Here is a 22,940-nt window from a genome sequence, read left to right on the forward strand (position 1 = left end):
GACGCGGCGCGCTGGCACGCGGGGTGTCAGCCGCTGGACGCCGCCACGCACCGGGGAGCCCCCACCCGCGCCCACGCCGTGCTGGCTGCTCTCCTGGCCGCCCCCCGGCCCGGCGGCCCCGGGTGCGCCCGCGCCGGGTGTGTTATCCCAGGCCCCGTCATGCCGGACGCCACCGTCAACCTCCACGACCTGCCCCGCCCCGCGCTGGACGTGCGGCTCTCCGGCTGGGGCTTCAGTCCCCAGTACCGCGAGCGCGTGTGGGCGGGCCTGTACCGCGACGGCGTCACCGCGCTGGGCGACGTGACGGGGCTGCGCCCGGACCTCCAGGCCGTGCTCCAGGAGCGAGCGCACCTGGGCACGCTCGCCACGCACCACGAGAGCTTCAGCAGCGACGGGCTCACCCACAAGCTGCTCCTGCGCCTGCACGACGCGCAGACCATTGAAACGGTGCTGATGCGCTTCAAGGGCCGCGCCACCGTGTGCGTGAGCACGCAGGCCGGGTGCGCCATGGGCTGCGTCTTCTGCGCCACGGGCCAGATGGGGCTGTCGCGCCACCTGACGCCGGGCGAAATCGTGGGCCAGGTGCTCCACGTCACGCGCCTCCTGCGCGCGCAGGGGGAAGCCTTGCGCAACATCGTGCTCATGGGCATGGGCGAGCCCCTGCACAACTACGAGCACACCATGGCCGCGGTGGACATCCTCGTGGACCCCAAGGGCCTGGCGCTGGCGCCGCGCTTCATCACCCTGTCCACCGTGGGCGTGGTGCCCGGCATCCTCCGGCTCGCGGACGAGGCGCGCCCGGTGCAGCTCGCGGTGAGCCTCCACGGTGCGACGGACGCCGAGCGCGCCGCGCTGGTGCCCGCGGGCCGCCGCTGGCCGCTGAATGAACTGATGGACGCGTGCCGCTACTACGTGGCGAAGCGCAAGCGCCGCATCTTCTTCGAGTGGACGCTCATCTCCGGCCGCAACGACACCGCGGAGCACGCGCACACGCTGGGGCAGCTGCTGCGGGGGATGGACGCGCACGTGAACGTCATCCCGCTCAACCCCACGGTGGGCTATGACGGCGGCCCCAGCGTCCCCGACGCGGTGCGGGCGTTCCAGGACGTGCTCACGTCATACGGCGTGCCCAGCACGGTGCGCCAACGTCGCGGTATCGACATCGACGCGGGCTGCGGCCAGCTCAAGGCCGCCGTGGAGCGCAAGCCCCGCCGCTCCCTTCCCGTCGCGTCCTGAGCAACGTGCGGGGTCGCGCGGAACACCACCCGACCTGTCGTGTCACCCTGAAGCGCTAGCGTCCGCCCCGCTCGCACACGCGTAACGTAGGTGTGTGCGGCACGTGGATGTTCGGGGGCCCTTGCATGGCATGGGCTCGTGGGCACATTCTTCAAGACGACTTCCACGCAACCCCAACGGCTTCTCTGGCGGAGGTGGACAATGCTTTCCATCCAGGAGCACGGCACGGTGGAAGAGGCGAGCAACAACCTGCTCGACTTCATCCTGATCCCCGACAACTGGCTTGAGCAGGCGCCCCCGCAGCCCGAGGGCTCCTCCACATGGCCGGCATCGGATACCCAGTACCAGCGGCGCGTGGGCCCGCTGCGCATCTGTGCGTCGGTGGACGTGGCGCCGTCCCTGGACGTGACGCTCCACATCGCCTTCCGCGCGCCGGGGCTCACGCCGCTCAAGGCGGCGGACCACCTGGAGAGCTTCCTCAAGCAGCGCCTGCCGCTGACGCCCAACAGCGAGTGGCAGGTGGAGGTGGACGAGCGCCGGTGGATCCACTTCTCGCGGCGCTACGCGGGCACGCACCTGCTGGCGTGACGGCGGCGTCCAGCTACGGCGCCAGCCGGTAGTGCCGCAGCGGCTGCGCCACGTTCTTCACCGTCGTTTCCGTGAGGGGGCCGAACTGGAGCTTGCGCACGAAGGGCTCCTGCGACTGCTTCAGCGCTTCGTGCACGCTCTCCATCACCAGCGTCTCGCGAAAGCCCGCCAGCGACTGCAGGCGCGCGGCCTGGTTCATGCCGCTGGAGAAGGCCGTGTAGTTGCGGTTGGGCCCGAAGAGGCCGCAGTTCGCGGTGGCCAGGTTCACGCCCACCGCCACGCCCAGCCCCGGCAGCTTCACCCGCCGGCACAGCGCCGCCACCTCCTCGCGCTCGCTCAACTCCGCGGTGAAGGCCTGGATGTCCTGCGCGGCGCGCACGGCGGCCTCCGCGCGGCGCACGCGGTCCGTCTGGAAGAAGGGCGGGCCGAAGAGGCCGATGACGCAGTCGCCCACCATCTTGTCGAAGACGCCGCCGCGCGCCCAGATGCAGTCCACGGCGCGCGCGCTCCACTCGTCCACGAAGCGGCCGATGCTGCGCGGGCTGTCGAAGCCCTGCTCGCAGATGCGGGTGAAGCCGTTGATGTCCGCGAACAGGATGCCCACCTCCTGCTCCTGCGCGCGCAGGTGCCGCGCGTAGTCCGGGTCCTCCAGCAGCGCGTCGATGGACACCGTGGGGAAGAACTGCGACAGGTGGATGCGCTCGCGGTTGTAGTCCAGCAGGCGCTGGCTCAGCGTGGAGGCCAGCACGCGGATGAGGTCCATCGCGTACGCGGAGAAGCCCTCGTTGCTCCAGACGACAATCTTGCCCAGGGGCTCGCTGCGCGTGGCCGCGGAGATGAGGACGGCCTCCGTGGTGCGCCCGTCGAACAGGCGCTTGAGCACGCCCGCGTCCCCGTTCAACAGCCGCGTGCCGTGCTGGTGCAGCAGCGTCTCCAGTTGGGGGCCGGGCTGATCTCCGCTCTCGTACTCCAGCTGCCCGTGCCGGTACGTGCGGTAGTGCAGCACGTGCGGCTGCACGGCGTCGCGGTAGAGCAGGAGGAAGCCCGGCAGCCGCACCCGCTGCGCCAGCGTGCGCACCGCGTGGTCCATGCCCGCCTCGAAGACGGGGTTGGCCAGGTGCTCGTTGCACTGGAGGATGAGCTGGTGCTTCTCCGACGCGGTGTGGACCAGCATCAGCACCGTGTCCAGCTCCTCCGCCACCACGTCCAGCGCCCGCGCGCGCTTCGCGGTGGTGCTCGCGTCACCGGGCGGCCCCGCGAAGAGCACGCCCAGCGTGCCCACCGGTGAACCCGCCACGTCCAGCGTCTGGGTGAGCAGCGTGCCCGTGTCGTGGACACTCAGGCCCACGGGCCCGGCGAGAAGACTTCCGGCGAAGACACCGCCCCAGTCGCCCTCGCTCCAGGTCTGCTCCACCAGCTCCTCGTCGCGCGTGGTGACGGCGATGGCGCGTGCGCCCAGGTGCGTGAGCAGCGTGGGGAAGCAGCGCCGGAAGCACTGGGTGAGCGTCTCGCGCTCCCGCAGGCTCTCCTCCAGGAGGTCGTCCGTGACACGTCCCAGCTGGCGCAGGAAGCGGTACTCCTCCAGGGACAACTCAGCGGGTGGGGACGGGGTCGCCGGGGTCATGTGCGCCCCTTGTACCGCCGCCCAAGGGAACTGTCACAACGCGGGCACGTGCTTCGTCCCGCCCACGACGACGCCGTCCTGGACCTCGATGAGCCAGTAGCCCTCCTTCCCCGCCTGGGTGGAGGAGCCCGCGCCGAACAGGTGGGGCCGGTCCGCCGTGGCCGGGTGGTGGTAGCGCTGGTGGATGTGGCCGTGGAGCACCGCGAAGCGCGGGCCCGGCAGCAACTTCAGGAGCGCGTCCGCGTCATGCAGTCCGTGGTGCCAGCCGTCCGCGTGGTTCGCGGAGCTCCGGGGCGCGTGGTGCACCACCACCAGGATGGCGCGGCCGTCCAGCCGGGCGTCCTTCAGCAGGGCCGCCAGGCCTTCGAGCTGCGCGGGCCCCACGGTGCCGTAGGACAGGCCGGGCGTGGGCAGCGGGCGCGCGGAGCACAGGCCCACCACCGCGGCGCCCTCGCCCACCAGCCGCACGAAGGGGAACGCGCCCTCGCGGCGGTACTCCGGCAGGTCGCTGCCCAGCAGGTCCCCGAAGTGCCGGGCGAAGCGGCCGTCCCGCGCGGCGCCGGGGGTGAAGACGTCGTGGTTGCCGGGGATGACGGTGCAGCGCGCGGGCGTGGGGGCCAGGGGCGCGAGCGCGGCGCGGGCGGCGCGGAACTCGCCCTCCAGCGCGTAGGCGGTGAGGTCGCCGGAGAGGATGAAGTGGTCCACGCCGTGCGTGCCCGCCTCGCGGGCGATGGTGGACAGCGTGGCCTGCGCGTTCCGGTAGGCCTTCGCCCGGCCTCCCGCCGTCAGCTCCACGAGCGCCACCCAGCGGCGCCAGCCCAGCTTGTGCAGCGGCAGGGCGAAGTAGTCCTCGGTGATGTGGACGTCGGAGCAGTGCAGGAAGCGCATGGAGGCGGTCACACCCGGAGGAACGGAAGGAAGCGGCGGGGCATTCTCTCCCAGCGCGCGAAGACGGGCAGGGAAGTTATGGTGGCCACCACGATGCGAGGACGCTTCGCCCCCAGCCCCACCGGCCGCATGCACCTGGGCAACGTGAGAAGCGCGCTCCTGGGCTGGCTCCAGGCCCGGGCCGCGGGCGGCGCGTTCCTGCTGCGCATCGAGGACCTGGACCGCGCGAGGTGCCGCCCCCAGTTCCTCCAGGACCTCTACGAGGACCTGCGCTGGCTGGGCCTGGACTGGGACGAGCCACCGCTCATCCAGAGCGAGCGCGACGGCGTCTACCGCGAGGCCCAGGAGAAGCTGGCCCGCGAGGGCCTCATCTACCCATGCTTCTGCACGCGCGCGGAGATTGCCCGCGCCGCGAGCGCGCCCCACGGCCTGTCCGACGAAGGCCCGCGCTACCCCGGCACCTGCGCGCACCTCACCGCCGAACAGGTGTCGGAACGCGCCCGCACGCGCGCCCCCGCGTACCGCTTCCGCGCGCGCGAAGGCGAGGTGCGCTTCGTGGACGAGCTCATGGGCCCGTACGCCCAGGACGTGCAGGCGCTGGTGGGGGACTTCGTGGTGCGCCGCAATGACGGCGTGGCCAGCTACCAGCTGGCGGTGGTGGTGGACGACGCGGCCAGCGGCATCACGCACGTGCTGCGCGGGGACGACCTGTTGCCCTCCACGCCCCGGCAGCTCCAGCTCTACGCCGCGCTGGGCCTGAGCGCGCCCGCGTTCCTCCACGTGCCGCTGGTGCTGGGCGAGGACGGCAAGCGGCTGGCGAAGCGCGACGGGGCGTTCGCGCTCGCGGAGCTGCGGGCACGCGGCCGGCCTCCCGAGCATGTCCTGGGCCTGCTCGCCGCATGGAGCGGCCTGGGTGACGGCAGCCCGGTGACCCTGCCCGCGCTCGTCGCGCGCTACCGCACGGACGCGCTCCCTCGGGAGCCGGTGGTGGCGCGCGAGGCACTGCTCCTCGACGCGCTCGGCCTGCGCTGAGGCCACCCGGCCTTCCGCCCCACCCTTCGGGGCGGGGCGACCGTGAGGCGGTGAAACGCCCGGGCGTGCCCGGTGCACAGCTTCACCCAGACACGTCCGTCCCCGGCCGCGCCGTTGGAGCGCGGCCGGGGCGGCACACGGGAAGCGAGGGTGGAATCCAATGGCAGCCATTGTCGAGAGCGAACGCGCCGGCATCATCCCAGCAGTGCCGGGCAGTGCGTACAAGCTGAGCTGGGGCGCCATCTTCGGTGGCACCTTCGTCGCGCTGGGCGTCTGGATATTGCTCTACACGCTGGGGCTGGCGCTGGGCCTGTCGTCGGTGAACCCCGCCGATGCGTCGAGCGCGAAGTCCGCGGGCATCTTCACCGGCATCTGGAGCGTCATCGTCCCGTTGGTCGCGCTCTTCGTGGGCGGCGTGGTGGCCGCGCGCAGCGCGGGCATCGTGGACAAGGCGGGAGGCGCCATGCACGGCGCGGTGCTCTGGGGCCTGACGACGCTCCTGGGCGTCATGCTCGTGGGCATGCTGGTGTCCAACGTGGTGGGCGCGGTGTTCAACGTGGGCAAGGCGGCCGTGGGCGCGGGGGGCACCGCCGCCGTGGGGGCGGTGGCGGGCGGCGGTGACGCGGCGAAGGCGTTCGGCCTGGACGCCAACGACGCGCTCGCGCCGGTGAACAAGCGCCTGCGGGAGGAGGGCAAGCCCACCATCACCGCGAACCAGTTGGAGGCCGCGACCAAGGACATCGTCACCGAGGGCGTGCGCCAGGGCCGCATGGACCGTGAGCTGCTGGTGAGCAACATCGCGCAGAACACCAACCTGTCGCGGCAGGACGCGGAGGGCGTGGCCGACCGGGTGCAGCAGCAGGTGGACCAGGCCAAGACCAAGGCCAGTGAGGTGGGCCAGCAGGCACAGCAGGGCGCGCTGAAGGTGGCGGACCGCTCCGGCCGCGTCTTCTGGGGCATCTTCGCGGGCCTGCTCCTGGGCCTCGTCGCGGCGGTGCTCGGCGCCACGCTGGGCGTCAGCCGCAAGCAGCGCATCCGCGCGGAAGGCGCGGTGGTGGTGCCCCCGACGACGACCACGCCGGGCCCGCGCCGAGAGGTATATCCGTAGCCTCGGGCGCTCGCGTGCATCCCCGCTTCACGCCCCTGCGTGAGGCGGGTATGACACGCGGGCACCCGGCCCATGGCGTCCTCGCACCGCACCCTCGTCCGCTGGCTCCTCATCCCTGGCCTGAGCCTGGGCCTGTTCCTGCTGTTCACGCTGGGGGCGGCATGGGTGACGCGCTTCATGGACGCGCCCATGCCGCCTGAACCGGCCGCGCCGCCGCCGGCCCTTCCGCCGCGCGCGAGCGTCCCGGCCCCCGAGCCCACCCGGCCCGCCGTCCCCCCGGCGCCGCTCCCTCGCCCCGAGGCTCCGGTGCGCGAACCGCCCCGCGCGCTTCCTCCGCGCGAGGACTTCGACGCCCCCGACCCGCGCCACGTGGAGGTGGTGGAGCCGGTGGTGGAGGCCTCCTCCGGCCGCATCGACGCGGAGGACCTGCGCCTGGCCATCCAGTCGGTGACTCCGCTCGTGCAGCAATGTTTCCAGGACGCCGCACAACGCAACCGGGGCACACAAGAAGTGAAGTTGCGCTTCACCGTGGAGGGCGAGGGCTCCGAGGGGAAGATGACCCGGGGCGAGCTCGTCTCCAGCACCATCCCGGACCCCATGGTGCAGGCGTGCGTGCTGGATTCGCTCCTGGACGCGCGCTTCCCGGCACCCCACCTGGGAGGGTCCGCGACCGTGCTCCACCCATTCCGTTTCACCGTGCCTGGGGACGCTGGCCCGTGAGGTCGGGTTGCGCGTAAGGTTCAGGCCCCTTCGTCCCCCGCGCATGCCCGTCACCGTCGAACAGCTCGCGCCTTCCCACACGGACGCCCTGCGCGCGCTCCTGGCGAAGGATCCCGTCCACAACCTCTACCTCCTGGGGTTGCTGGAGGAGTTCGGCATCGCGGCGCCGGAGCGCCAGGCGGCCTTCTCCTTCCACGGCCGCTTCGACAGCGGCGTCCTCACCGCGGCCGTCTTCGTGGGCGGCGAGGGCGGGCTGGTGGTGCCTAGCGCCAGCGACGCCAGCGTCACCGGCGTCATCGCGGACGCGCTCGCCCCAAGCCTCAAGCTGCGCGCCACCGTGGGGGACAAGGCCTCCGTGGACGCGCTGGTGCGCAGCCTTTGTGAAGGCAAGCCGCGCCTGTCCCGCACCCAGAAGCTGTTCAGCGTCTCCGCGGACGACCTGGGCCCCTTCACCAACCCCACCCTGCGCCTGGCCCGCGAGGAGGACGTGCCCCGCCTGCTGCCCCTGGCCCAGGGCTACGTGCGGGAGATCCTCGAACGGGACCCGATGGAGGAGGACCCCGCCCACTACGAGGCCCGCGTCCTCCAGCGCGTGCGCCAGCGCCGCACCTACGTGCTGGAGGAGGGCGGCGAGCTCGTGTTCAAGGTGGACATCGGCTGCCGCTCGCAGTTCGGCGCGGAGCTGGAGGGCATGTACACGCCCCCGTCCCGCCGCCGCCAGGGCCACGCCACGCTGTGCCTGGGACAGATTTCCCGGCACCTGTTGTCCTCGCTGCCCCGGCTGGCCATGCGCGTGGACGAGCGCGACGAGAGCACCGCCCGCATCGCGCGCAAGGTGGGCTACCACGCCGGCCGCACCCAGCGGCTCGTGCTGGTGGAGTAGTCCCCGCGGCAACGCAGGCAACACCCGCCCGTTGCTCCGGGAACAACACGGATTGCCATAAAGACACGTAAATATCTGAAAGCACGCCATCCCGGATGAGGGCATGGCGCTTGCTCCCAGGCGGTGCGGCGCGCGCGTTCGCGAGCCCGGCGGCCCCAATCACCGCCGCATCCCACGGGAGCAGTCCGATGAAGCGTTTCCAGACGTTGGCGAAGGTGTGCGCGTTCGGCGTGGTGGCGTTGAGCGCCGGGACCGCGGCCGCGTGGCAGTACCACCCGGGCGCCGCGTTCAAGGCCGCCTATGCGGCCGACGCGGCGTGCTTCAACGTGAGCAGCTTCTCCGCGCTGGTCAACAACTGTTCGACGTTGCGTGAGGCGATCGCCACGGTGCCCATGTGGACGGTCGGCTACCACCCGACGACGGTGCAGATCTACGGCAACAACAGCTGGTGCGAGTCGACCACGGTCAACGGCGTGGGCAACGGCGCGCACCTGGGCGCCATCACGTACACGCTGGCCGGCCCCATGCAGTGGCAGACCCTCAACACGGGTGACCGCTACGTCTGGGAGGACTACGCCATCGTCATCCGCTGCGGCGTGCAGTCGGGCGGTGCCCTCGGCGGCTTCACCATCGACTGATGAAGCACGGGGCCGCGCGAAGGCTTCACATTCCTCCCCTTCGCGCGGTCCTTCTTCCCCACCCCCAAGCCCCGCGAGCGCCCCGATGACCTCCAGGCTCCAGACCGTCCTCGCCATCGTCAACACCGCCGCCATCGCGGGCGTGGGCTTCGCGCTCGCCGGACACCAGCGCGCCTCCGACGAAGCGCTGGAGGAGCTGCGGGCCCAGGTGCGCCGCGCCAACGCGAGCACCGACGCGAACCTCGCCGGCCGCCGCGCCGCCGCGGAGACCGCGATGCGCATGTGGGCCGCCAACGCCACGCACCCGTCCCCGGCCCCCTCCGCGCGGCCCGGCCCCCCGGAAGCGGCCCCTTCCGGCGAGGCGGAGGACTCCGGTGGTGACGTGCCTCCGCCTCCGCCCATCCGCCCGCCCCCGGCCTCGTTCGAGCAGTCGCGCACCCGCGTGTCCGACGCGTTCGCCGCGGAGCCGGTGGACGGAGACTGGAGTGCCCGCGCGTCCAAAACGCTGGATGACGCGTTCCGCGCGCACCTGCCTGGCACCTCCCGCGTGAAGTCGCTGGAGTGCCGCGCCACGCTCTGCCGCGTGGAGCTGGTGCACCGGGCGCAGGCGGACCACGGGGCCTTCCTGATGAACGGTCTGCGCACGTGGCCGGGCTCCGTCTTCATCGCCAGCGAGGCGCAGGAGGGCAACGACTACGTCGTCACGCTGCTCGCGTCGAAGGAGGGCACGAACCCGCCGCTGTAGCGCGGTCCGGAGCCGGACACGGTGGGCGGCCCCTCACCGTGTCCGGGCCGGATGTCCCGGGAGGAAGCGGGCTGGAGAGCACCTCACGACACCCGCGCACGCTGGCCGGCGGATGCCCTACAGTCCGCGCCGAAATGAGCAGCCGCCCCACGCCCTCCCGCCGTCCCCTCTCCGGAGCGGGCCCCGTCATCCTCCACGCGCCCACCGACCCCGGCTGGCTGCCGCTGGCGCTCGCGAACTTCGACGCCGTGCTGGTGGACCACGCCCACTGCGAGAAGAAGGCCGCCGCCAACGCGCTGTCCATGCTCCAGGCCTACCCGGACCTGCCGGGCCTGCCGTCGCAGATGGCGCGCCTGGCCCGCGAGGAGAGCGCCCACCTGGCGCGCGTGCTGGACCTGATGGCCGCGCGCGGCCTCACGCTCACCAAGGACGCCGGGGACCCGTACGCCCAGGGGCTGCAGAAGCACGTGCGCACGCCCGCCCCCGAGCGGCGCGTGGACCGCCTGCTCGTCGCCGCCATCATCGAAGCGCGCTCGTGCGAGCGGCTGTCCCTGCTCGCGGAGGGGCTCACCGACCCGGCGCTCGCCCGCTTCTACGGCGAGCTGGCCCAGTCCGAGGACGGCCACCAGTCCCTCTTCCACCGCCTGGCCGTCACCGCGTCCAACGGGGACGAGGCCGCCGTGGACGCGCGCCTGGAGTACCTGCTCGCGCAGGAGTCGCGGGTGCTGGCGGACGTGGGGCTGCGCGCCGCCATCCACTGACGCTCAGTGGAAGGGCCACACCACCGGCACGGCGAAGACGAGGAACACCACCAGCACCGCGGTCAGCGGCGTGCCCAGCCGGAAGAAGTCGGTGAACCGGTAGTGCCCGGGCCCGTAGACGAGCACGCAACTGGGCTCCAGCGGCGTGATGAAGGAACAGCTGGCCGCCAGCGTGATGCCCATGGCGAAGGGGCGCACGTCCACGCCCAGCTGCGTCGCCGCGTTGAGCGCCACCGGCAGCACCACCAGCGCCGCGGCCTGGTTGCTCATGGGCGCGGACAGCACGATGGTCAGCACCATCAACAGCGCCAGCACCGCGCGGGGCCCGCCGTACGCGCCCAGCCGGGCCACGTGGTCGCCAATGAACTTCCCCGCGCCGCTCACCTCCATGGCCAGCCCCAGCGCCATCATGGCCCCGATGAGCAGCACCACCCGCCAGTCCACGCGGAACGCGGTGCGCGCGTCCACGCAGCCGGTGGCGATCATCAGCAGCATGCCGGTGAGCCCAGCCAGCGACAGCGGCACCCAGCCCAGGGAGCCCGCCACCAGCGAGCCCAGGAAGATGACCACCGCGAGCAGCGCCTTCGCGTAGCGCGGCGGCTCGTACTCGTGGCCCTCCAGCACCATCAGCGTATGGCCCGGGGCCAGCTCCGCCACCTTCTGCCGCGGACCGCGCAAGAGCAGCACGTCCCCCACGGACAGGGGCAGCGTGGACAGCGAGTGGTGGTGGTACGCGCGCTGCAAGAGCTGCAGCTTGGTGCTGCGCTGGATGGCGGGCCGGCGGTGCAGCCCCAGCGCCACCAGCCCGAAGCGCTCCACGAACAGCGCCTCCTTCAGGCTGCGCCCCACCAGCGGACTTCCAGGCGGCACGCTCACCTCCGCGAGCATCGACTCCGGCCCCTCCAGCTCCGCGTCCGACAGCCGCACGTCCGGCCGCAGCTCGATGCCCCGCAGGTCCTTCACCCGCAGGATGTCCTCGCGCTTGCCCTCCACCACCAGCCGCTCGTCGCCCGTGAGCACGTACGACGGCTTCGCGTTGAGCGTCTCGCCGTCGCGCACCACGCCAATCACGCGCAGGCCCAGCCCCTCGCTGATGTCCGACAGCGGCTGGCCCACGTAGCGCGAGTCCGCCGGCACCACCGCCTCCGTGAGGTAGTCGCGCAGCGAGAACCCCTCCGTGCCCGGCTTGCCCTCGCGCGACGGCAGGAGCCACCGCCCCAGGAGCAGCACCACCGCGAGCCCCAGCACCACCACCGGCAGCCCCACCGGCGCCAGCTCCGTCACGCCAATGGGCGCCAGCCCCTGCCGCTTCAGCGCCGCGGACACCACCAGGTTCGTGGACGTGCCGAAGAGCAGCACCGTGCCCCCCAGCATGGACGCGTACGCCAGCGGCAGGAGCAGCTTGCTGCGCGGCACCTTCGCCCGCTGCGCGGCGCCAATGGCCACCGGCAGGAAGGCCGCCGTCGTCACCGTGTTGGAGATGAACGCGGAGAACACCGCCACCGCGCCCATCATCGCCAGCACGAACGCCTGGGAGCCGAAGCGCGCGAAGAACGCCATCCGCTGCCCCACGGCCTGAACCACGCCCGTGGCGGCGAGCCCCTGCGTCATCGCCAGCAGGGTGAAGATGAAGATGACGGTGTCGTTGCTGAAGCCCTCGAACGCCTGCGCCGGCGTCAGCACCCCGGAGAGCGCCAGCAGGCACACCACCACCAGCGAGGTGAACTCGATGGGGATGGACTCCATGGAAAAAAGGACCAACGCGACAACGATGACGGCCAGGACGAGGGCGATGGACATGGAGTGGTCGTGTGCCCCTCAAGTTGGACACGACGCGATGCACTGCCAGCGTCTGCCGCACCGCGCCGTTATCTGATGAGCGACCGGGCGCTGATAAGTGGAATTAGGCCAAAGCGGTCGAAAGTCCGGTTGACTGCCGGACGTCGGTTGATTTTGGGCCCCCGGTCCAGAAGGTTTGGTGTTCCTTCCGCTGTAGGGTTTCCCCCCCTCGCACGACGCGGAATGCGGGAAGACCCCACGCAATGAAACACCCCGAGGAGACCTCCATGGCTTCGACGCAAGCGGCCGCCGCCACCGAGCAGGCGCCCACGAAGAACCCCACGCTGCTGGCGTGGGTGGCCAAGATGGCCGCGATGACCCAGCCGGACCGCATCGTCTGGTGTGACGGCTCCGAGGCGGAGAAGCAGCGCCTCACCGAGCAGGCGGTGAAGGACGGGACGCTCATCCCGCTCAACCCCAAGACGCGCCCCGGCTGCTACCTGCACCGCTCCAACCCCAACGACGTGGCGCGCGTCGAGCACCTCACGTTCATCTGCACGCCCAACAAGACGGACGCGGGCCCCACCAACAACTGGATGGAGCCGGAGGCCGCCTACACGAAGCTGTCCCAGCTGTTCGAAGGCTGCATGAAGGGCCGCACCATGTACGTGGTGCCCTACGCCATGGGCCCGCTGGGCGGCGCCTCCACGAAGATTGGCGTGGAGCTGACGGACAGCGACTACGTGGTGCTCAACATGCGGATCATGACCCGCATGGGGAAGGCCGCGCTGGACATGCTGGGCGACAGCGACGACTTCAACCGCGGCCTGCACTCCACGGGCGACGTGAACCCGGACCGCCGCTACATCTGCCACTTCCCCCAGGACAACACCATCTGGAGCTTCGGCTCCGGCTATGGCGGCAACGTGCTGCTCGGGAAGAAGTGTCTCGCGCTGCGCATCGGCAGCTACCTGGGCCGCGAGGAGGGCTGGCTCGCCGAGCACATGCTCATCCTGGGCGTCACCAGCCCCAAGGGTGAGACGACGTACATCGCCGCGGCCTTCCCGTCCGCGTGCGGCAAGACGAACTTCGCCATGATGATCCCACCCAAGGAGTACGCGGGCTGGAAGATCGAGACCGTGGGCGACGACATCGCCTGGATGCGCCCGGGTCCGGATGGCCGCCTGTACGCCATCAACCCGGAGGCCGGCTACTTCGGCGTGGTGCCGGGCACCAACTACAAGACCAACCCCAACGCCATGGAGACCATCTCCAAGGACACGCTCTTCACGAACGTGGCGCTCACGCCCGACGGCGACGTCTGGTGGGAGGGCAAGGACGGCGAGGTCCCCGAGGAGCTCATCGACTGGCAGGGCAAGCCCTGGAAGAAGGGCAGCACGGAGAAGGCGGCGCACCCGAACAGCCGCTTCACCGCGCCCATGAGCAACAACCCGGTGCTCTCCGCCAAGGCGAACGACCCCCAGGGCGTCCCCATCAGCGCCATCATCTTCGGCGGCCGCCGCTCCAACACCGTCCCGCTGGTGCTCCAGGCCTTCAACTGGACCCACGGCGTGTTCCTGGGCGCCACCATGGGCTCGGAGACGACGGCGGCGGCCACCGGCAAGGTGGGCGTCGTGCGCCGCGACCCCATGGCCATGCTGCCCTTCTGCGGCTACCACATGGGTGACTACCTCCAGCACTGGCTGGACATGCAGAAGTCCATCCCGCAGCTGCCGAAGATCTTCCAGGTCAACTGGTTCCGCCAGGACAAGAACGGCAAGTTCATCTGGCCGGGCTTCGGCGAGAACATGCGCGTCCTCGAGTGGATCGTGAACCGCGTGCAGGGCCGCGTCCCCACGCAGGAGACGCTGCTGGGCTGGGTGCCGCGCCAGGACCAGGGCCTCAACCTCAACGGCCTGGACCTGCCCGCGGAGGCCATCCAGGAGGCCACCTCCATCAAGGAGGACGAGTGGAAGTCCGAGCTCAAGAGCCAGGAGGTCTTCTTCGAGCAGCTGGGCACCAAGGCCCCCGAGGCCCTGATGCTCCAGCGCAAGCTGCTCATCGCGCGCCTGGACGGCTGATCGCCGTCTGACGCCCCCTGAAGGCCCGTCCGGGGCCGCTTCCTCCCCTGTCGCGACAGGGGTGGGGGTGGCCCCGGCGCTTTTTTAAGGGGGCCAGTGCTTCGACGGCCGGAATGTTCGGCGCTAGGCTCCCCGCCCCATGAGACTGGTTTTCGTGTTGTCGCTGGCGCTGGCGCTGGCCCCGGGGTCCGCCCTGGCGCAGCGGGGTGGCTCCAAGGTCAACGTGCAGGCGCTGTTGAAGGAGGGCAAACGCCTCTACGACGCCGGCAAGTACCGCGAGGCGGCGGAGGCGCTGAAGCAGGCCAACGAGGCGCAGCCGCACCCGCGGCTCGTCTACAACATCGCCGTGGCGCTGGAGTACGCGGGCGAGCCCCGCGAGGCGATGAGCTTCTACCGGCAGTACGTCACGTCCTCCAGCGAGGACACCGACCCCGGCCTGCTGAAGAACAGCAACCGCGCCATCGACCGGCTGCGCGTGCAGCTGGACCGCGAGGACCAGGCGCAGGCGGCGGCGGACGCGGACAGGAAGCGCCTGGAGGCGGAAGCGGACGCGGCGCGGCAGCAGGCGGAAGCGGAGCAGGCCGCGGCCCGGCGCGCGGAGGAGGAGAGCGAGCGCCAGCGGCAGGCGGAGCTCAACCGCGCCATCAAGTCCTACCGCAACCAGCGCATCGCGGCGTTCGCCACGGGCGGCGTGGCGGTGCTGGGCGTGGGCGCGGGCGTGCTCTTCGGGCTGCAGGCGCGCGACCAGCGCGACCAGTTCGACAGCGCCAGCACGCTCGCGGACAAGCAGCGGCTGTCGGACAGCACCAAGAGCAAGGCGCTGCTCGCGGACATCGGTTTCGGCGTGGGGCTCGCGGGGGCCATCACCGCCATCATCCTGTATCCCAAAGAGGGCCCTCCCGCGCAGGGCGAGGTCCGCGTGACGCTCGCGCCGCGCGGCGCCGGGGTCGGCATGGAGGGTCGTTTCTGATGCGCGCGCTGGGAATGATGACGTTGGGCATGGCGCTGCTGTCGTCCGGGTGCAGCTTCACCACGGCGGGCGGCCTGTCCGAATGCACGACGAGCAGTGACTGCGGCGCCAACAGCGTCTGCACCTCCGGCTTCTGCCTGCCGCAGCCCGCCGGGTGCAACCAGGTGGTGGGCGCCACGTCCGCGGCGAACCCCATCGTGCTGGGCGCGGCGCTGCCGCTCACCAACGCGAGCGGCAACGCGGAGATTGAACAGCAGCGCTTCAACGGCCTGAAGCTGGCGCTGGACGAGGTGAACCAGGCGCAGGGCGTGGGTGGCCGCCAGTTCGTCATGTACGTCTGCGACACCGGCGCGGACAGCAACCGGGCGGTGACGCAGGCCAACTGGATGGTGAATGACAAGGGCGCGGTGGCGATCTTCAGCGCGGGCAGCGCGCAGACGCTCGCCATCCATGAGGTCACCACGCCCAAGAACGTGCTCTTGATGAGCCACACGGCCACGAGCTCCGCGTTCACCACGCTGTCGGACAAGAACGGCGGCAGCGTGGGCCTGGTCTGGCGCACCACGCCCTCGGACGTGCTCCAGGGCCGCGTCATCGCGAACGTGCTCCAGGGCGTCACGCCCATCAACGACCCGGGCGTGACGTTCACCCCTCCGACCAAGGTGGGCGTGGCGTACGTCAGTGACTCGTACGGAACCGGCCTCTTCGACGCCATCCAGAACCGCATCCCCAACAAGGACAACGTCGCGGGCGCGCAGTACAACCGCAACGAGGCCGTGAGCGGCGCGGTGGGCCGGCTGGTGTCCTTCAAGCCGGACATGACGGTGCTGGCGGGCTTCCCCGAGGACAACTCGCGCCTGCTGCTGGAGGCCATCGACGCGAAGGTGGGCATGGCCTACGGGAACCGCTGGTTCCTCACCGACGCCAGCAAGGACCGCACGCTGCTGACCTCCCGCAAGGAGGTCGAGACGGAGCTGTCGGGCACGTACGGAACTGCCCCCGCGTCCGCGCGTCCCAACGACGCCACGTACAAGCTCTTCGCGGACCGCTTCATCACCGCCTACAGCACGGACCCCGGGCAGTACTCCTTCACCGCGCACGCGTACGACGCCATGTACCTGGTGGCGCTGGGCTCGGCGTACGCGGTGGGCAATGACTCCAACAACCCGCAGCCGGTGACCGGCCCGCGCATCGCGGAGGGGCTCACGAAGCTGACGCCCGCGTCCGGCCAGACGGCGACCAGCTATCCCCTGGGCTCCACGCAGTTCACCGCGGCGCGCGAGGCGCTGCGCGCGGGCACCGTCATCGACGTCCGGGGCGCCAGCGGCGAGCTGAACTTCAACAACGAGACGGGCGAGGCGCCCTCCCCCTACGAGCTGTTCAAGGTGACGGGCACCACCTTCAAGACCGTGCAGCTCATCGACCCGCCGACGGACTGAGCACGCGCACCAGCGGCTCCAGGGCGGCGGTGAAGACCTCGGGCTTCGGCAGCAGCGACAGCACGAGGTACGCACCGCCGCCGAAGTCGTAGAAGTAGCCCGGCTGCACGCGCACCCCCTCCTCCAGGAGCCGCAGGCAGGTGGCCTCCTCGCCGGGGTGAAGGGGGATGCGCAGCACCGCGCTCCAGCCACCGTGCGAGGACACCACGTCCCACGCGGCGTCCGCCGGACGCGCTCGAAGCAACCGCTCCCGGTTGCCCCTCACCCGCTTCAACAACGCCTGCTGGAAGCGCTGCGCGTGCGCGAGGAGCGCCGGCAGCGCGAGCTGCACGGGCGTGGCCACCGACAGCACCGCGTCCGCCACGTCCTCCAGCCGGGCCAGGGCCTCGTCGCGCGCGTGCGCGGGGCCGCCCACGTGCAGCCACGCCAGCTTAAGGCCGGGCAGGCCCGCCACCTTGGACAGGCCGGAGAGTGAGAACGTCAGGCACGGCAGCGGACGCCCCGCCACGGACGTCACCCGTCCCGCTTCCTCATCCCACGCGAAGTCGGAGAACACCTCGTCGCTGATCAACGTGAGGCCGTGGCGCGCGCACACGTCCGCGAGCGCGTGCAGCTCCCCTTCATGGAGGAAGTGGCCGGTGGGGTTGCCGGGGTTCACCACCACCACCGCGCGGGTGCGCGCGTCGATGGCGGCCTCCACCCGGGCCGCGTCCAGCCCGAAGCCGTGCACGGCGGGCAGGCGGTAGGAGCGCGCGTGCACGCCCTCCAGGCGCGCCAGGACCTCCACCAGCGGGTAGCCGGGCGCCGGCACGAGGACGTTGTCCCCCGGGTCGCACAGCAGCTTCAGGATCCAGCCGTAGGCCTCGCTGGTGCTGGCGCTGAGCACGACGTGCGGGGCTTCCACGGGCGCCCCCCGCTGGGACAGGTGCGTGGCCACGGCCTCGCGCGCGGACGGCAGGCCGAAGGGCTCCGGGGCGTAGTCGAAGGTCCCGCGGTGGGCCCCGAGCTTCACGCGCGGCGGCGGCAGGCCCACGCGGGTGGGGTTGGTCTCCGCCAGGTCCAGCACGGGCAGCCCGCATGCGTGGCGCATGGCGAGGGCCTGGGACAGCGGGTTGGGCGTGCGCGGGAAGGCGGTGCGGAGCGAGAAGCGGCTCACAGCCCCGTCTGGAGCATGGCGCTGGCCACGCGGCGGATCAGCTCGCGGCGCAGCTCCAGGCGGCAGTGCTCGATGGCCTTCTCGTGCGGCCGGGGCAGTTCCGGGTTCCGGGTGCGGATCGCGGTGCGCAGGACCAGTTCGACCTTCGTCGGCTCAATCTGGAAGAGCCGCGGACCGTCTTTCTGGAGGAAGTAGGACAGCCCGCGCTGTTCGATGAGCTTCTGGAAGAAGCGTCGGACGTCCGCGAGGAGCGTGATGTCGATGATGTCCGCCATTCGTGCCGGCTTTCTCGCGCGGAAAAAACGGGCCGTCCAGATCACGGCCACCACCACGCGAAAACTTGCGCGACCTGTAGCACGCGCCTTTCCAGCGAACGCGGCGGAGGCCGATTTATCGGGCCTGCGCGCGTTCGGGCACCAGCGGCGCCAGCGCTCGCCGGAACGCCATCCGGCGCTTTTTTGCGTCCTCCACATACGGCACGGGACCCAGGACCTCCACGCCATGGCGGGCCTCCAGGTAGCGGCGGTTGTCCCGCTCCGCCAGGTCACGTCCGGGCACCCCGCGTGACAGCACCACCGCCCGCACGGACACCTCGCGCGCGGCCAGCGCCTCCAGCGACAGCGCCACGTGGTTGAGCGTGCCCAGCCCCGCGCGCGCCACCAGCACCACGGGCAGGCGGAAGGCCTGGATGAGGTCCACCACGTCGCGCTTCGAATCCACCGGGACGAACAGCCCCCCTGCCCCCTCCACCACCACGCTCCCGCGCTTCAGCTGCTTCCACGCCGCGAGCGTCACGCGGAAGTCCGGCTCCGTCCCCAGCCGTGACGCCGCGATGCCCGGGGCCAGCGGCGCCTTGAAGCGGTGCGGGCAGACGGCGTCCACCGGCAGCGTGCTGCCCGCGGCCTCGCGCATGGCCAGCGCGTCCGCCGGGGCCTTGAGGGACGCGCAGCCGCTCTCGTAGGGCTTGAAGCCCTGGGGCGCGTGGCCCGCGTCCTTCAGGAGCGACAGCAAGGCGCACGACACCTGCGTCTTGCCCACGCCGGTGTCCGTGCCGGTGACGAAGAACTGGAGTGCCTCAGGGGCCACGGGAGACTCCCACCCGGCGCAGGGCCTCCAGCGCCAGGTCGATGTGGCCCATCGTATGGGCCGCGGAGAGACAGAAGCGAAGCCGGCTGGTGCCCTCGGGCACGGTGGGCGGGCGGATGGCCTTCACCAGGAGGCCCGCCTCGCGAAGGCGCTTCGCCGCGTCCAGCGCGCGCGAGGGCTCGCCCAGGATGACCGGGAAGATGGCGCTCCGGGGTTCGGCGGGCAGTCCCAGCGCACGCAGACCCTCGGTGAAACGGTGGATGTGCCCCCACAGCCGCTCGCGCGGGGCGGGGTCATGCTCCACCAGGTCCACCGCGCACTCGGCGCCAGCGCAGAGGGCGGCGGGCAGCGCGGTGGAGTAGACGAACGGCCGGGCGCGGCTGACCAGCAGGTCCGCCACCGCGCGCGACGTGGCCACGTACGCGCCCAGCCCGCCCAGCGCCTTGCTCAGCGTGCCCATGCGCAGGTCCACGCGGTCCTCCACGCCCAGCGCCTCGCACAGGCCCGCGCCGCGCGCGCCCAGGACGCCGGTGGCGTGCGCCTCGTCCACCATCAGCGCGGCGCCGTGGGCCTCGCACGCGGCCAGGAGCTCGCGCAGCGGGGCCACGTCCCCGTCCATGGAGAACACGCTGTCCGTGACGACCAGCTTGCGCCGCGCGGGCGTCTCTTCCAGCGCGCGGGTGAGCGCGGCCACGTCCGAGTGCGGGTAGACGACGACGCGCGCGCGGGACAGCCGGCAGCCGTCCACCAGCGAGGCGTGGTTGAGGGCGTCGGAGAACACCGCGTCGCCGGGGCCCACCAGCGCGGGCAGGATGCCGGTGTTGGCCGCGTAGCCGGAGTTGAAGAGGCGCACGGCCTCCGCGCGCTCGAAGCGGGCGAGCCGCGCCTCCAGCCGCTGGTGCGGCACCATGTCCCCCACCACCAGGCGGCTGGCGCCGGTGCCCACGCCGTAGCGCTCCAGCGCGGACGCGGCGGCGGCGCGCACGGCGGGAGACGCCGCGAGCCCCAGGTAGTCATTGGAGGAGAAGTTGACCAGCCACCCGTCCCCCACGCGCACCTCGGCGCCCTGGGGTGAGTCGAGCGGCTCCAGCGCGCGGCGGAGGCCCTTCGCGGACAGGGCCTCCAGGTCGTCGCGCGCCCACTGCGTGGAGGGCCTCACCGGTCCTGCCGGGGCTCCAGGGGGCGGATGCCCGCCTTCTCCAGGAGCGCCATGTCCTGGGTGTACTCGGGGTTGCCGGTGGTGAGCAGCTTCTCCCCGAAGAAGAGCGAGTTGGCGCCCGCCATCATGCAGAGCAGCTGCGCCTCTTCATTCATCTGCATGCGGCCCGCGGACAGGCGCACCATGGCCTGGGGCATGAGCAGGCGCGCGGTGGCGATGGTGCGCACCATGTCCACCGTCTCCACGCGGTGCTGCTCCGCGAGCGGCGTCCCCTCCACGGGCACGAGCGCGTTGATGGGCACCGACTCCGGGTGCACCTCCTGGTTGGCCAGCGTGCGCAAGAGGTTGCAGCGGTCCTCCACGGACTCGCCCATGCCGATGATGCCGCCGCAGCACACGGAGATGCCCGCGTCGCGCACCCGGTCGAGCGTCTTCAGCCGGTCGTCATAGGTGCGGGTGGAGATGATGTCGCCGTAGTGCTCCGGGGACGTGTCCAGGTTGTGGTTGTACGCGGACAGGCCCGCCTCGCGCAGGCGCTTCGCCTGACTGTCGGTGAGCATGCCGAGCGTGGCGCACGCCTCCATGCCCAGGGCCCGCACGCCCTTCACCATCTCCAGCACGCTGTCGAACTGCGGGCCGTCCTTCACCTCGCGCCACGCGGCGCCCATGCAGAAGCGGGTGGCCCCGGCCTGACGGGCCTGCGACGCGGCGGCCAGCACGTCCGGCACCGCCATCAGCTTCTCCGCCTTCACGCCCGTCTTGTAGCGCGCCGCCTGCGGGCAGTACGCGCAGTCCTCCGGACACCCGCCCGTCTTGATGGAGAGCAGCGAACACAGCTGCACCTTGTTCTCCACGAACACCTGCCGGTGCACCGTCTGCGCCTTGTGCACCAGGTCCAGCAGCGGCAACTGGTACAGCGCCTTCACCTCCGCGAGCGACCAGTCGTGCCGCACCGTCACCCCTTCCGGGGCGGGGGCGGCGTGGTGGGCGTGGCCGTGGAAGGACTCGGCGGTGTCGGACATGCGGGCTCCTTGGGAGACGTCAGGAGGCCGACGGTGCGTGGCCCGGAGGCCATTGTCAACGCTCTTGGGACAGGGGGTTGACGACTCCCCTTTCTCCTCTGGGGGAGGCCCGCCCAAGAGGCCCGCAAAGACAGAAGGGACGCCCGCGCATGGCGGACGTCCCTGGCTGTCTCCCGCCTCATCGGTCGAGGAGCCCTACGGACTAGACGTGGACGCGACGGCCGCGGCCGGCGAGCCCCACGAGGAACAGCACGACCAGTGCGCCCAGGACGGAGAACAGCAGGCCCGTGGGGTGCAGGTCGAAGACCCGCCCGTCACGAGAGAACAGCGAACCGACGAAGCCGCCCACGAACGAACCGGCGATGCCCAGCAGCGTGGTGGCGATGAGCCCCATCGACTGGTTGCCCGGCATGATGGCGCGCGCAATCAGACCCGCGACCAGACCAATCACCAGAAACGCGATAATCCCCATGGCACTCTCCCTGTGTGGGGGGCGCGCTGTTTCGCGTCGCCCGTGGACCAGAAACTGGGCTGTCCCCCCCTGTGGGGCAACCCGCTACCTGATCCACGACATCACGCTTGCCTGCTCTCCTGGCATGGCGTGCGCATGAGGCAGGGAAACGTCAGGGGTCTGGGGTAGACACTCCGACCCATGGCGAAGGCGAAGACGCACTACACCTGTCAGGCCTGCGGCTACCAGACGGCGAAGTGGCTCGGGAAGTGTCCGGACTGCGGGGCCTGGAGCTCGCTCCTGGAGGAGACCGAAGCGAAGGTGGACGACAAGCGCCCGGCGTGGGGCGCGTCCGGGGGCTCCTCGCGGCCGGTGAAGCTGCAGGACGTGACGGGTGAGTCGGAAGTCCGCCGGCGCACGGGCATCACGGAGTTCGACCGCGTGCTGGGCGGCGGCGTGGTGGGCGGCTCGCTGGTGCTGCTGGGCGGCGACCCGGGCATCGGCAAGTCCACGCTGCTCCTGGCGGCGCTGGACAAGCTGTCGCGGCACGGGCCGGTGCTCTACGTGTCGGGTGAAGAGAGCCTGCGGCAGACGAAGATGCGCGCGGAGCGCCTGCGGGTGGAGAGCGAGGCCATCCACCTGTTCGCGGAGACGGACGCGGACCGGGTGCTCCAGGCGGCGGAGGCGCTGAAGCCGCAGGCGCTGGTGGTGGACTCCATCCAGACCATGTACCTGCCGGAGTTGGGCAACGCGCCGGGCAGCATCACCCAGGTGCGCGAGGTGGCGGGCCGGCTGATGGCGTTCGCCAAGCGCAGCGGGGTGCCCACGTTCCTGGTGGGCCACGTGACGAAGGAGGGCTCCATCGCGGGTCCCCGGGTGCTGGAGCACATGGTGGACACGGTCCTCTACTTCGAGGGCGAGCGGGGCCACCCGTTCCGGCTGTTGCGCGCGCACAAGAACCGCTTCGGCAGCACGAACGAGATTGGCGTCTTCGAGATGAAGGGCGCGGGGCTGGTGGAGGTGGCGGACCCGTCCGCGCTGTTCCTCTCCGAGCGTCCGCAGGGCAAGTCCGGCAGCGTGGTGACGAGCACGCTCAACGGCACCCGTCCGCTGCTGGTGGAGGTGCAGGCGCTGGTGGCGCCCACGGGCTACGGCACGGCGAGGCGCACGGCGATCGGCGTGGACGGCAACCGCGTGGCGCTGCTGGCGGCGGTGCTGGAGAAGAAGGAGGAGATTCCACTGGTGGGCTGCGACCTGTTCGTCAACGTGGCGGGCGGCATGCAGTTGAGTGAACCGGCGTGCGATTTGGCGGTGTGCGCCGCGCTGGTGAGCAGCCTGCAGAACCGGCCGTTGGACGCGAAGACGCTGGTGCTGGGAGAGGTGGGGCTCGCGGGCGAGGTGCGCGCGGTGGGCCAGGTGGAGCCGAGGCTCGCGGAAGCCGCGAAGATGGGCTTCCAGCGGGTGGTGCTGCCGGCGGGCAGCGCGCGGCGCGTGGAGGCGACGAAGCTCCAGGTGGTGGGCGTGGAGACCCTGAGCGAGGCGCTGGCGGCGATGTTCGACTGAACGTCGGGTGC

The 22,940-nt window shown here is 71.5% G+C and carries 22 protein-coding genes; 13 read left to right on the top strand and 9 right to left on the bottom strand.

Features of this window, described 5'->3' with window-relative positions; translation table 11 throughout:
- Positions 1 to 159 precede the first annotated feature (159 nt).
- Complete coding sequence (gene rlmN, locus JYJ93_RS36845) at positions 160 to 1,236, top strand: 23S rRNA (adenine(2503)-C(2))-methyltransferase RlmN (RefSeq protein ID WP_206799332.1); 1,077 nt, start codon at positions 160 to 162, stop codon at positions 1,234 to 1,236.
- 201 nt (positions 1,237 to 1,437) lie between these two features.
- Entirely contained in the window at positions 1,438 to 1,824 is a 387-nt protein-coding gene (locus JYJ93_RS36850) for a hypothetical protein (protein WP_206799333.1), read from the top strand.
- Between the two features lie 13 nt (positions 1,825 to 1,837).
- Here JYJ93_RS36850 and JYJ93_RS36855 read toward each other — a convergent pair whose 3' ends face one another.
- Both JYJ93_RS36855 and JYJ93_RS36860 read right to left on the bottom strand, forming a co-directional pair.
- The gene (locus JYJ93_RS36855) at positions 1,838 to 3,448 is read right to left on the bottom strand and encodes an adenylate/guanylate cyclase domain-containing protein (RefSeq protein WP_206799335.1); all 1,611 of its coding nucleotides are present in this window, start codon (positions 3,446 to 3,448) and stop codon (positions 1,838 to 1,840) included.
- A gap of 33 nt (positions 3,449 to 3,481) precedes the next feature.
- Positions 3,482 to 4,336, bottom strand: a complete 855-nt coding sequence (locus tag JYJ93_RS36860) for a metallophosphoesterase (protein WP_206799337.1) — start codon at positions 4,334 to 4,336, stop codon at positions 3,482 to 3,484.
- Between the two features lie 93 nt (positions 4,337 to 4,429).
- On the opposite strand from JYJ93_RS36860, the gene gluQRS reads away from it, so the two are divergent.
- The 7 genes from gluQRS to JYJ93_RS36895 all read left to right on the top strand — a co-directional run bounded on the left by gluQRS (position 4,430) and on the right by JYJ93_RS36895 (position 10,223).
- Complete coding sequence (gluQRS, locus tag JYJ93_RS36865) at positions 4,430 to 5,368, top strand: tRNA glutamyl-Q(34) synthetase GluQRS (protein WP_242544067.1); 939 nt, start codon at positions 4,430 to 4,432, stop codon at positions 5,366 to 5,368.
- Positions 5,369 to 5,528: 160 nt separating this feature from the next.
- Positions 5,529 to 6,476 (top strand): hypothetical protein, encoded by a 948-nt coding sequence (locus tag JYJ93_RS36870; RefSeq protein WP_206799339.1) that lies wholly within the window; start codon positions 5,529 to 5,531, stop codon positions 6,474 to 6,476.
- Between the two features lie 72 nt (positions 6,477 to 6,548).
- Positions 6,549 to 7,196 (top strand): AgmX/PglI C-terminal domain-containing protein, encoded by a 648-nt coding sequence (locus tag JYJ93_RS40715; RefSeq protein ID WP_206799340.1) that lies wholly within the window; start codon positions 6,549 to 6,551, stop codon positions 7,194 to 7,196.
- A gap of 43 nt (positions 7,197 to 7,239) precedes the next feature.
- On the top strand, positions 7,240 to 8,079 hold the full coding sequence (locus tag JYJ93_RS36880) for a DUF4081 domain-containing protein (RefSeq protein WP_206799341.1): 840 nt from the start codon (positions 7,240 to 7,242) through the stop codon (positions 8,077 to 8,079).
- Positions 8,080 to 8,267: 188 nt separating this feature from the next.
- Positions 8,268 to 8,717 (top strand): hypothetical protein, encoded by a 450-nt coding sequence (locus JYJ93_RS36885; protein WP_206799342.1) that lies wholly within the window; start codon positions 8,268 to 8,270, stop codon positions 8,715 to 8,717.
- Between the two features lie 85 nt (positions 8,718 to 8,802).
- Positions 8,803 to 9,462 (top strand): hypothetical protein, encoded by a 660-nt coding sequence (locus JYJ93_RS36890; RefSeq protein ID WP_206799343.1) that lies wholly within the window; start codon positions 8,803 to 8,805, stop codon positions 9,460 to 9,462.
- A gap of 134 nt (positions 9,463 to 9,596) precedes the next feature.
- Positions 9,597 to 10,223, top strand: a complete 627-nt coding sequence (locus JYJ93_RS36895) for a tRNA-(ms[2]io[6]A)-hydroxylase (protein WP_206799344.1) — start codon at positions 9,597 to 9,599, stop codon at positions 10,221 to 10,223.
- Positions 10,224 to 10,226: 3 nt separating this feature from the next.
- Here the strand turns inward: JYJ93_RS36895 and JYJ93_RS36900 are convergent, their stop codons facing one another.
- A complete protein-coding gene (locus JYJ93_RS36900; protein ID WP_206799345.1) occupies positions 10,227 to 12,023 on the bottom strand; it encodes an SLC13 family permease in 1,797 nt (598 codons plus the stop codon).
- Positions 12,024 to 12,289: 266 nt separating this feature from the next.
- Here JYJ93_RS36900 and JYJ93_RS36905 point away from each other — a divergent pair, with 266 nt between their 5' ends.
- The 3 genes from JYJ93_RS36905 (at position 12,290) to JYJ93_RS36915 (ending at position 16,492) form a co-directional block, all read left to right on the top strand.
- Positions 12,290 to 14,083, top strand: a complete 1,794-nt coding sequence (locus JYJ93_RS36905; RefSeq protein WP_206799347.1) for a phosphoenolpyruvate carboxykinase (GTP) — start codon at positions 12,290 to 12,292, stop codon at positions 14,081 to 14,083.
- Between the two features lie 139 nt (positions 14,084 to 14,222).
- Positions 14,223 to 15,053: a hypothetical protein gene (locus tag JYJ93_RS36910; protein WP_206799349.1), complete on the top strand. Its 831-nt coding sequence runs from the start codon at positions 14,223 to 14,225 to the stop codon at positions 15,051 to 15,053.
- The gene (locus JYJ93_RS36915) at positions 15,053 to 16,492 is read left to right on the top strand and encodes an ABC transporter substrate-binding protein (RefSeq protein ID WP_206799350.1); all 1,440 of its coding nucleotides are present in this window, start codon (positions 15,053 to 15,055) and stop codon (positions 16,490 to 16,492) included. Before JYJ93_RS36910 ends, JYJ93_RS36915 begins: the two co-directional genes overlap by 1 nt.
- Here JYJ93_RS36915 and JYJ93_RS36920 read toward each other — a convergent pair.
- The 6 genes from JYJ93_RS36920 to JYJ93_RS36945 all read right to left on the bottom strand — a co-directional run bounded on the left by JYJ93_RS36920 (position 16,470) and on the right by JYJ93_RS36945 (position 21,387).
- Positions 16,470 to 17,648, bottom strand: coding sequence for a pyridoxal phosphate-dependent aminotransferase (locus JYJ93_RS36920; RefSeq protein ID WP_206799352.1), 1,179 nt, complete (start codon positions 17,646 to 17,648; stop codon positions 16,470 to 16,472). The genes JYJ93_RS36915 and JYJ93_RS36920 overlap by 23 nt on opposite strands.
- Positions 17,645 to 17,923: a hypothetical protein gene (locus tag JYJ93_RS36925; protein ID WP_120552248.1), complete on the bottom strand. Its 279-nt coding sequence runs from the start codon at positions 17,921 to 17,923 to the stop codon at positions 17,645 to 17,647. Before JYJ93_RS36925 ends, JYJ93_RS36920 begins: the two co-directional genes overlap by 4 nt.
- A gap of 115 nt (positions 17,924 to 18,038) precedes the next feature.
- Positions 18,039 to 18,734, bottom strand: a complete 696-nt coding sequence (gene bioD / locus JYJ93_RS36930) for a dethiobiotin synthase (RefSeq protein WP_206799354.1) — start codon at positions 18,732 to 18,734, stop codon at positions 18,039 to 18,041.
- Entirely contained in the window at positions 18,724 to 19,893 is a 1,170-nt protein-coding gene (gene bioF, locus JYJ93_RS36935) for an 8-amino-7-oxononanoate synthase (protein WP_206799356.1), read from the bottom strand. The genes bioD and bioF overlap by 11 nt, the downstream gene beginning before the upstream one ends.
- Positions 19,890 to 20,915, bottom strand: coding sequence for a biotin synthase BioB (gene bioB, locus JYJ93_RS36940; RefSeq protein WP_206799358.1), 1,026 nt, complete (start codon positions 20,913 to 20,915; stop codon positions 19,890 to 19,892). The genes bioF and bioB overlap by 4 nt, the downstream gene beginning before the upstream one ends.
- Positions 20,916 to 21,117: 202 nt before the next feature.
- Positions 21,118 to 21,387: a GlsB/YeaQ/YmgE family stress response membrane protein gene (locus JYJ93_RS36945; RefSeq protein WP_120561896.1), complete on the bottom strand. Its 270-nt coding sequence runs from the start codon at positions 21,385 to 21,387 to the stop codon at positions 21,118 to 21,120.
- 180 nt (positions 21,388 to 21,567) lie between these two features.
- Between JYJ93_RS36945 and radA the strand changes: the two genes are divergently transcribed.
- Entirely contained in the window at positions 21,568 to 22,929 is a 1,362-nt protein-coding gene (gene radA / locus JYJ93_RS36950; protein WP_206799360.1) for a DNA repair protein RadA, read from the top strand.
- The last annotated feature ends 11 nt before the right edge of the window (positions 22,930 to 22,940 follow it).

Source organism: Corallococcus sp. NCSPR001, assembly GCF_017309135.1.
In the GTDB taxonomy this organism is placed as follows: domain Bacteria; phylum Myxococcota; class Myxococcia; order Myxococcales; family Myxococcaceae; genus Corallococcus.

What these genes read in the sequence shown, in the direction of transcription:
- gluQRS (WP_242544067.1), top strand. Translation starts at nt 4,430, where the DNA reads ATGCGAGGACGCTTCGCCCCCAGCCCCACCGGCCGCATGCACCTGGGC.
- JYJ93_RS36880 (WP_206799341.1), top strand. Translation starts at nt 7,240, where the DNA reads ATGCCCGTCACCGTCGAACAGCTCGCGCCTTCCCACACGGACGCCCTG.
- JYJ93_RS36925 (WP_120552248.1), bottom strand. Translation starts at nt 17,923, where the DNA reads ATGGCGGACATCATCGACATCACGCTCCTCGCGGACGTCCGACGCTTC.
- JYJ93_RS36915 (WP_206799350.1), top strand. Translation starts at nt 15,053, where the DNA reads ATGCGCGCGCTGGGAATGATGACGTTGGGCATGGCGCTGCTGTCGTCC.
- JYJ93_RS36890 (WP_206799343.1), top strand. Translation starts at nt 8,803, where the DNA reads ATGACCTCCAGGCTCCAGACCGTCCTCGCCATCGTCAACACCGCCGCC.
- bioB (WP_206799358.1), bottom strand. Translation starts at nt 20,915, where the DNA reads ATGTCCGACACCGCCGAGTCCTTCCACGGCCACGCCCACCACGCCGCC.
- JYJ93_RS36850 (WP_206799333.1), top strand. Translation starts at nt 1,438, where the DNA reads ATGCTTTCCATCCAGGAGCACGGCACGGTGGAAGAGGCGAGCAACAAC.
- JYJ93_RS36855 (WP_206799335.1), bottom strand. Translation starts at nt 3,448, where the DNA reads ATGACCCCGGCGACCCCGTCCCCACCCGCTGAGTTGTCCCTGGAGGAG.
- JYJ93_RS36895 (WP_206799344.1), top strand. Translation starts at nt 9,597, where the DNA reads ATGAGCAGCCGCCCCACGCCCTCCCGCCGTCCCCTCTCCGGAGCGGGC.
- JYJ93_RS36945 (WP_120561896.1), bottom strand. Translation starts at nt 21,387, where the DNA reads ATGGGGATTATCGCGTTTCTGGTGATTGGTCTGGTCGCGGGTCTGATT.
- JYJ93_RS36900 (WP_206799345.1), bottom strand. Translation starts at nt 12,023, where the DNA reads ATGTCCATCGCCCTCGTCCTGGCCGTCATCGTTGTCGCGTTGGTCCTT.
- JYJ93_RS40715 (WP_206799340.1), top strand. Translation starts at nt 6,549, where the DNA reads ATGGCGTCCTCGCACCGCACCCTCGTCCGCTGGCTCCTCATCCCTGGC.
- JYJ93_RS36905 (WP_206799347.1), top strand. Translation starts at nt 12,290, where the DNA reads ATGGCTTCGACGCAAGCGGCCGCCGCCACCGAGCAGGCGCCCACGAAG.
- JYJ93_RS36870 (WP_206799339.1), top strand. Translation starts at nt 5,529, where the DNA reads ATGGCAGCCATTGTCGAGAGCGAACGCGCCGGCATCATCCCAGCAGTG.
- rlmN (WP_206799332.1), top strand. Translation starts at nt 160, where the DNA reads ATGCCGGACGCCACCGTCAACCTCCACGACCTGCCCCGCCCCGCGCTG.
- JYJ93_RS36885 (WP_206799342.1), top strand. Translation starts at nt 8,268, where the DNA reads ATGAAGCGTTTCCAGACGTTGGCGAAGGTGTGCGCGTTCGGCGTGGTG.
- radA (WP_206799360.1), top strand. Translation starts at nt 21,568, where the DNA reads ATGGCGAAGGCGAAGACGCACTACACCTGTCAGGCCTGCGGCTACCAG.
- JYJ93_RS36860 (WP_206799337.1), bottom strand. Translation starts at nt 4,336, where the DNA reads ATGCGCTTCCTGCACTGCTCCGACGTCCACATCACCGAGGACTACTTC.
- JYJ93_RS36910 (WP_206799349.1), top strand. Translation starts at nt 14,223, where the DNA reads ATGAGACTGGTTTTCGTGTTGTCGCTGGCGCTGGCGCTGGCCCCGGGG.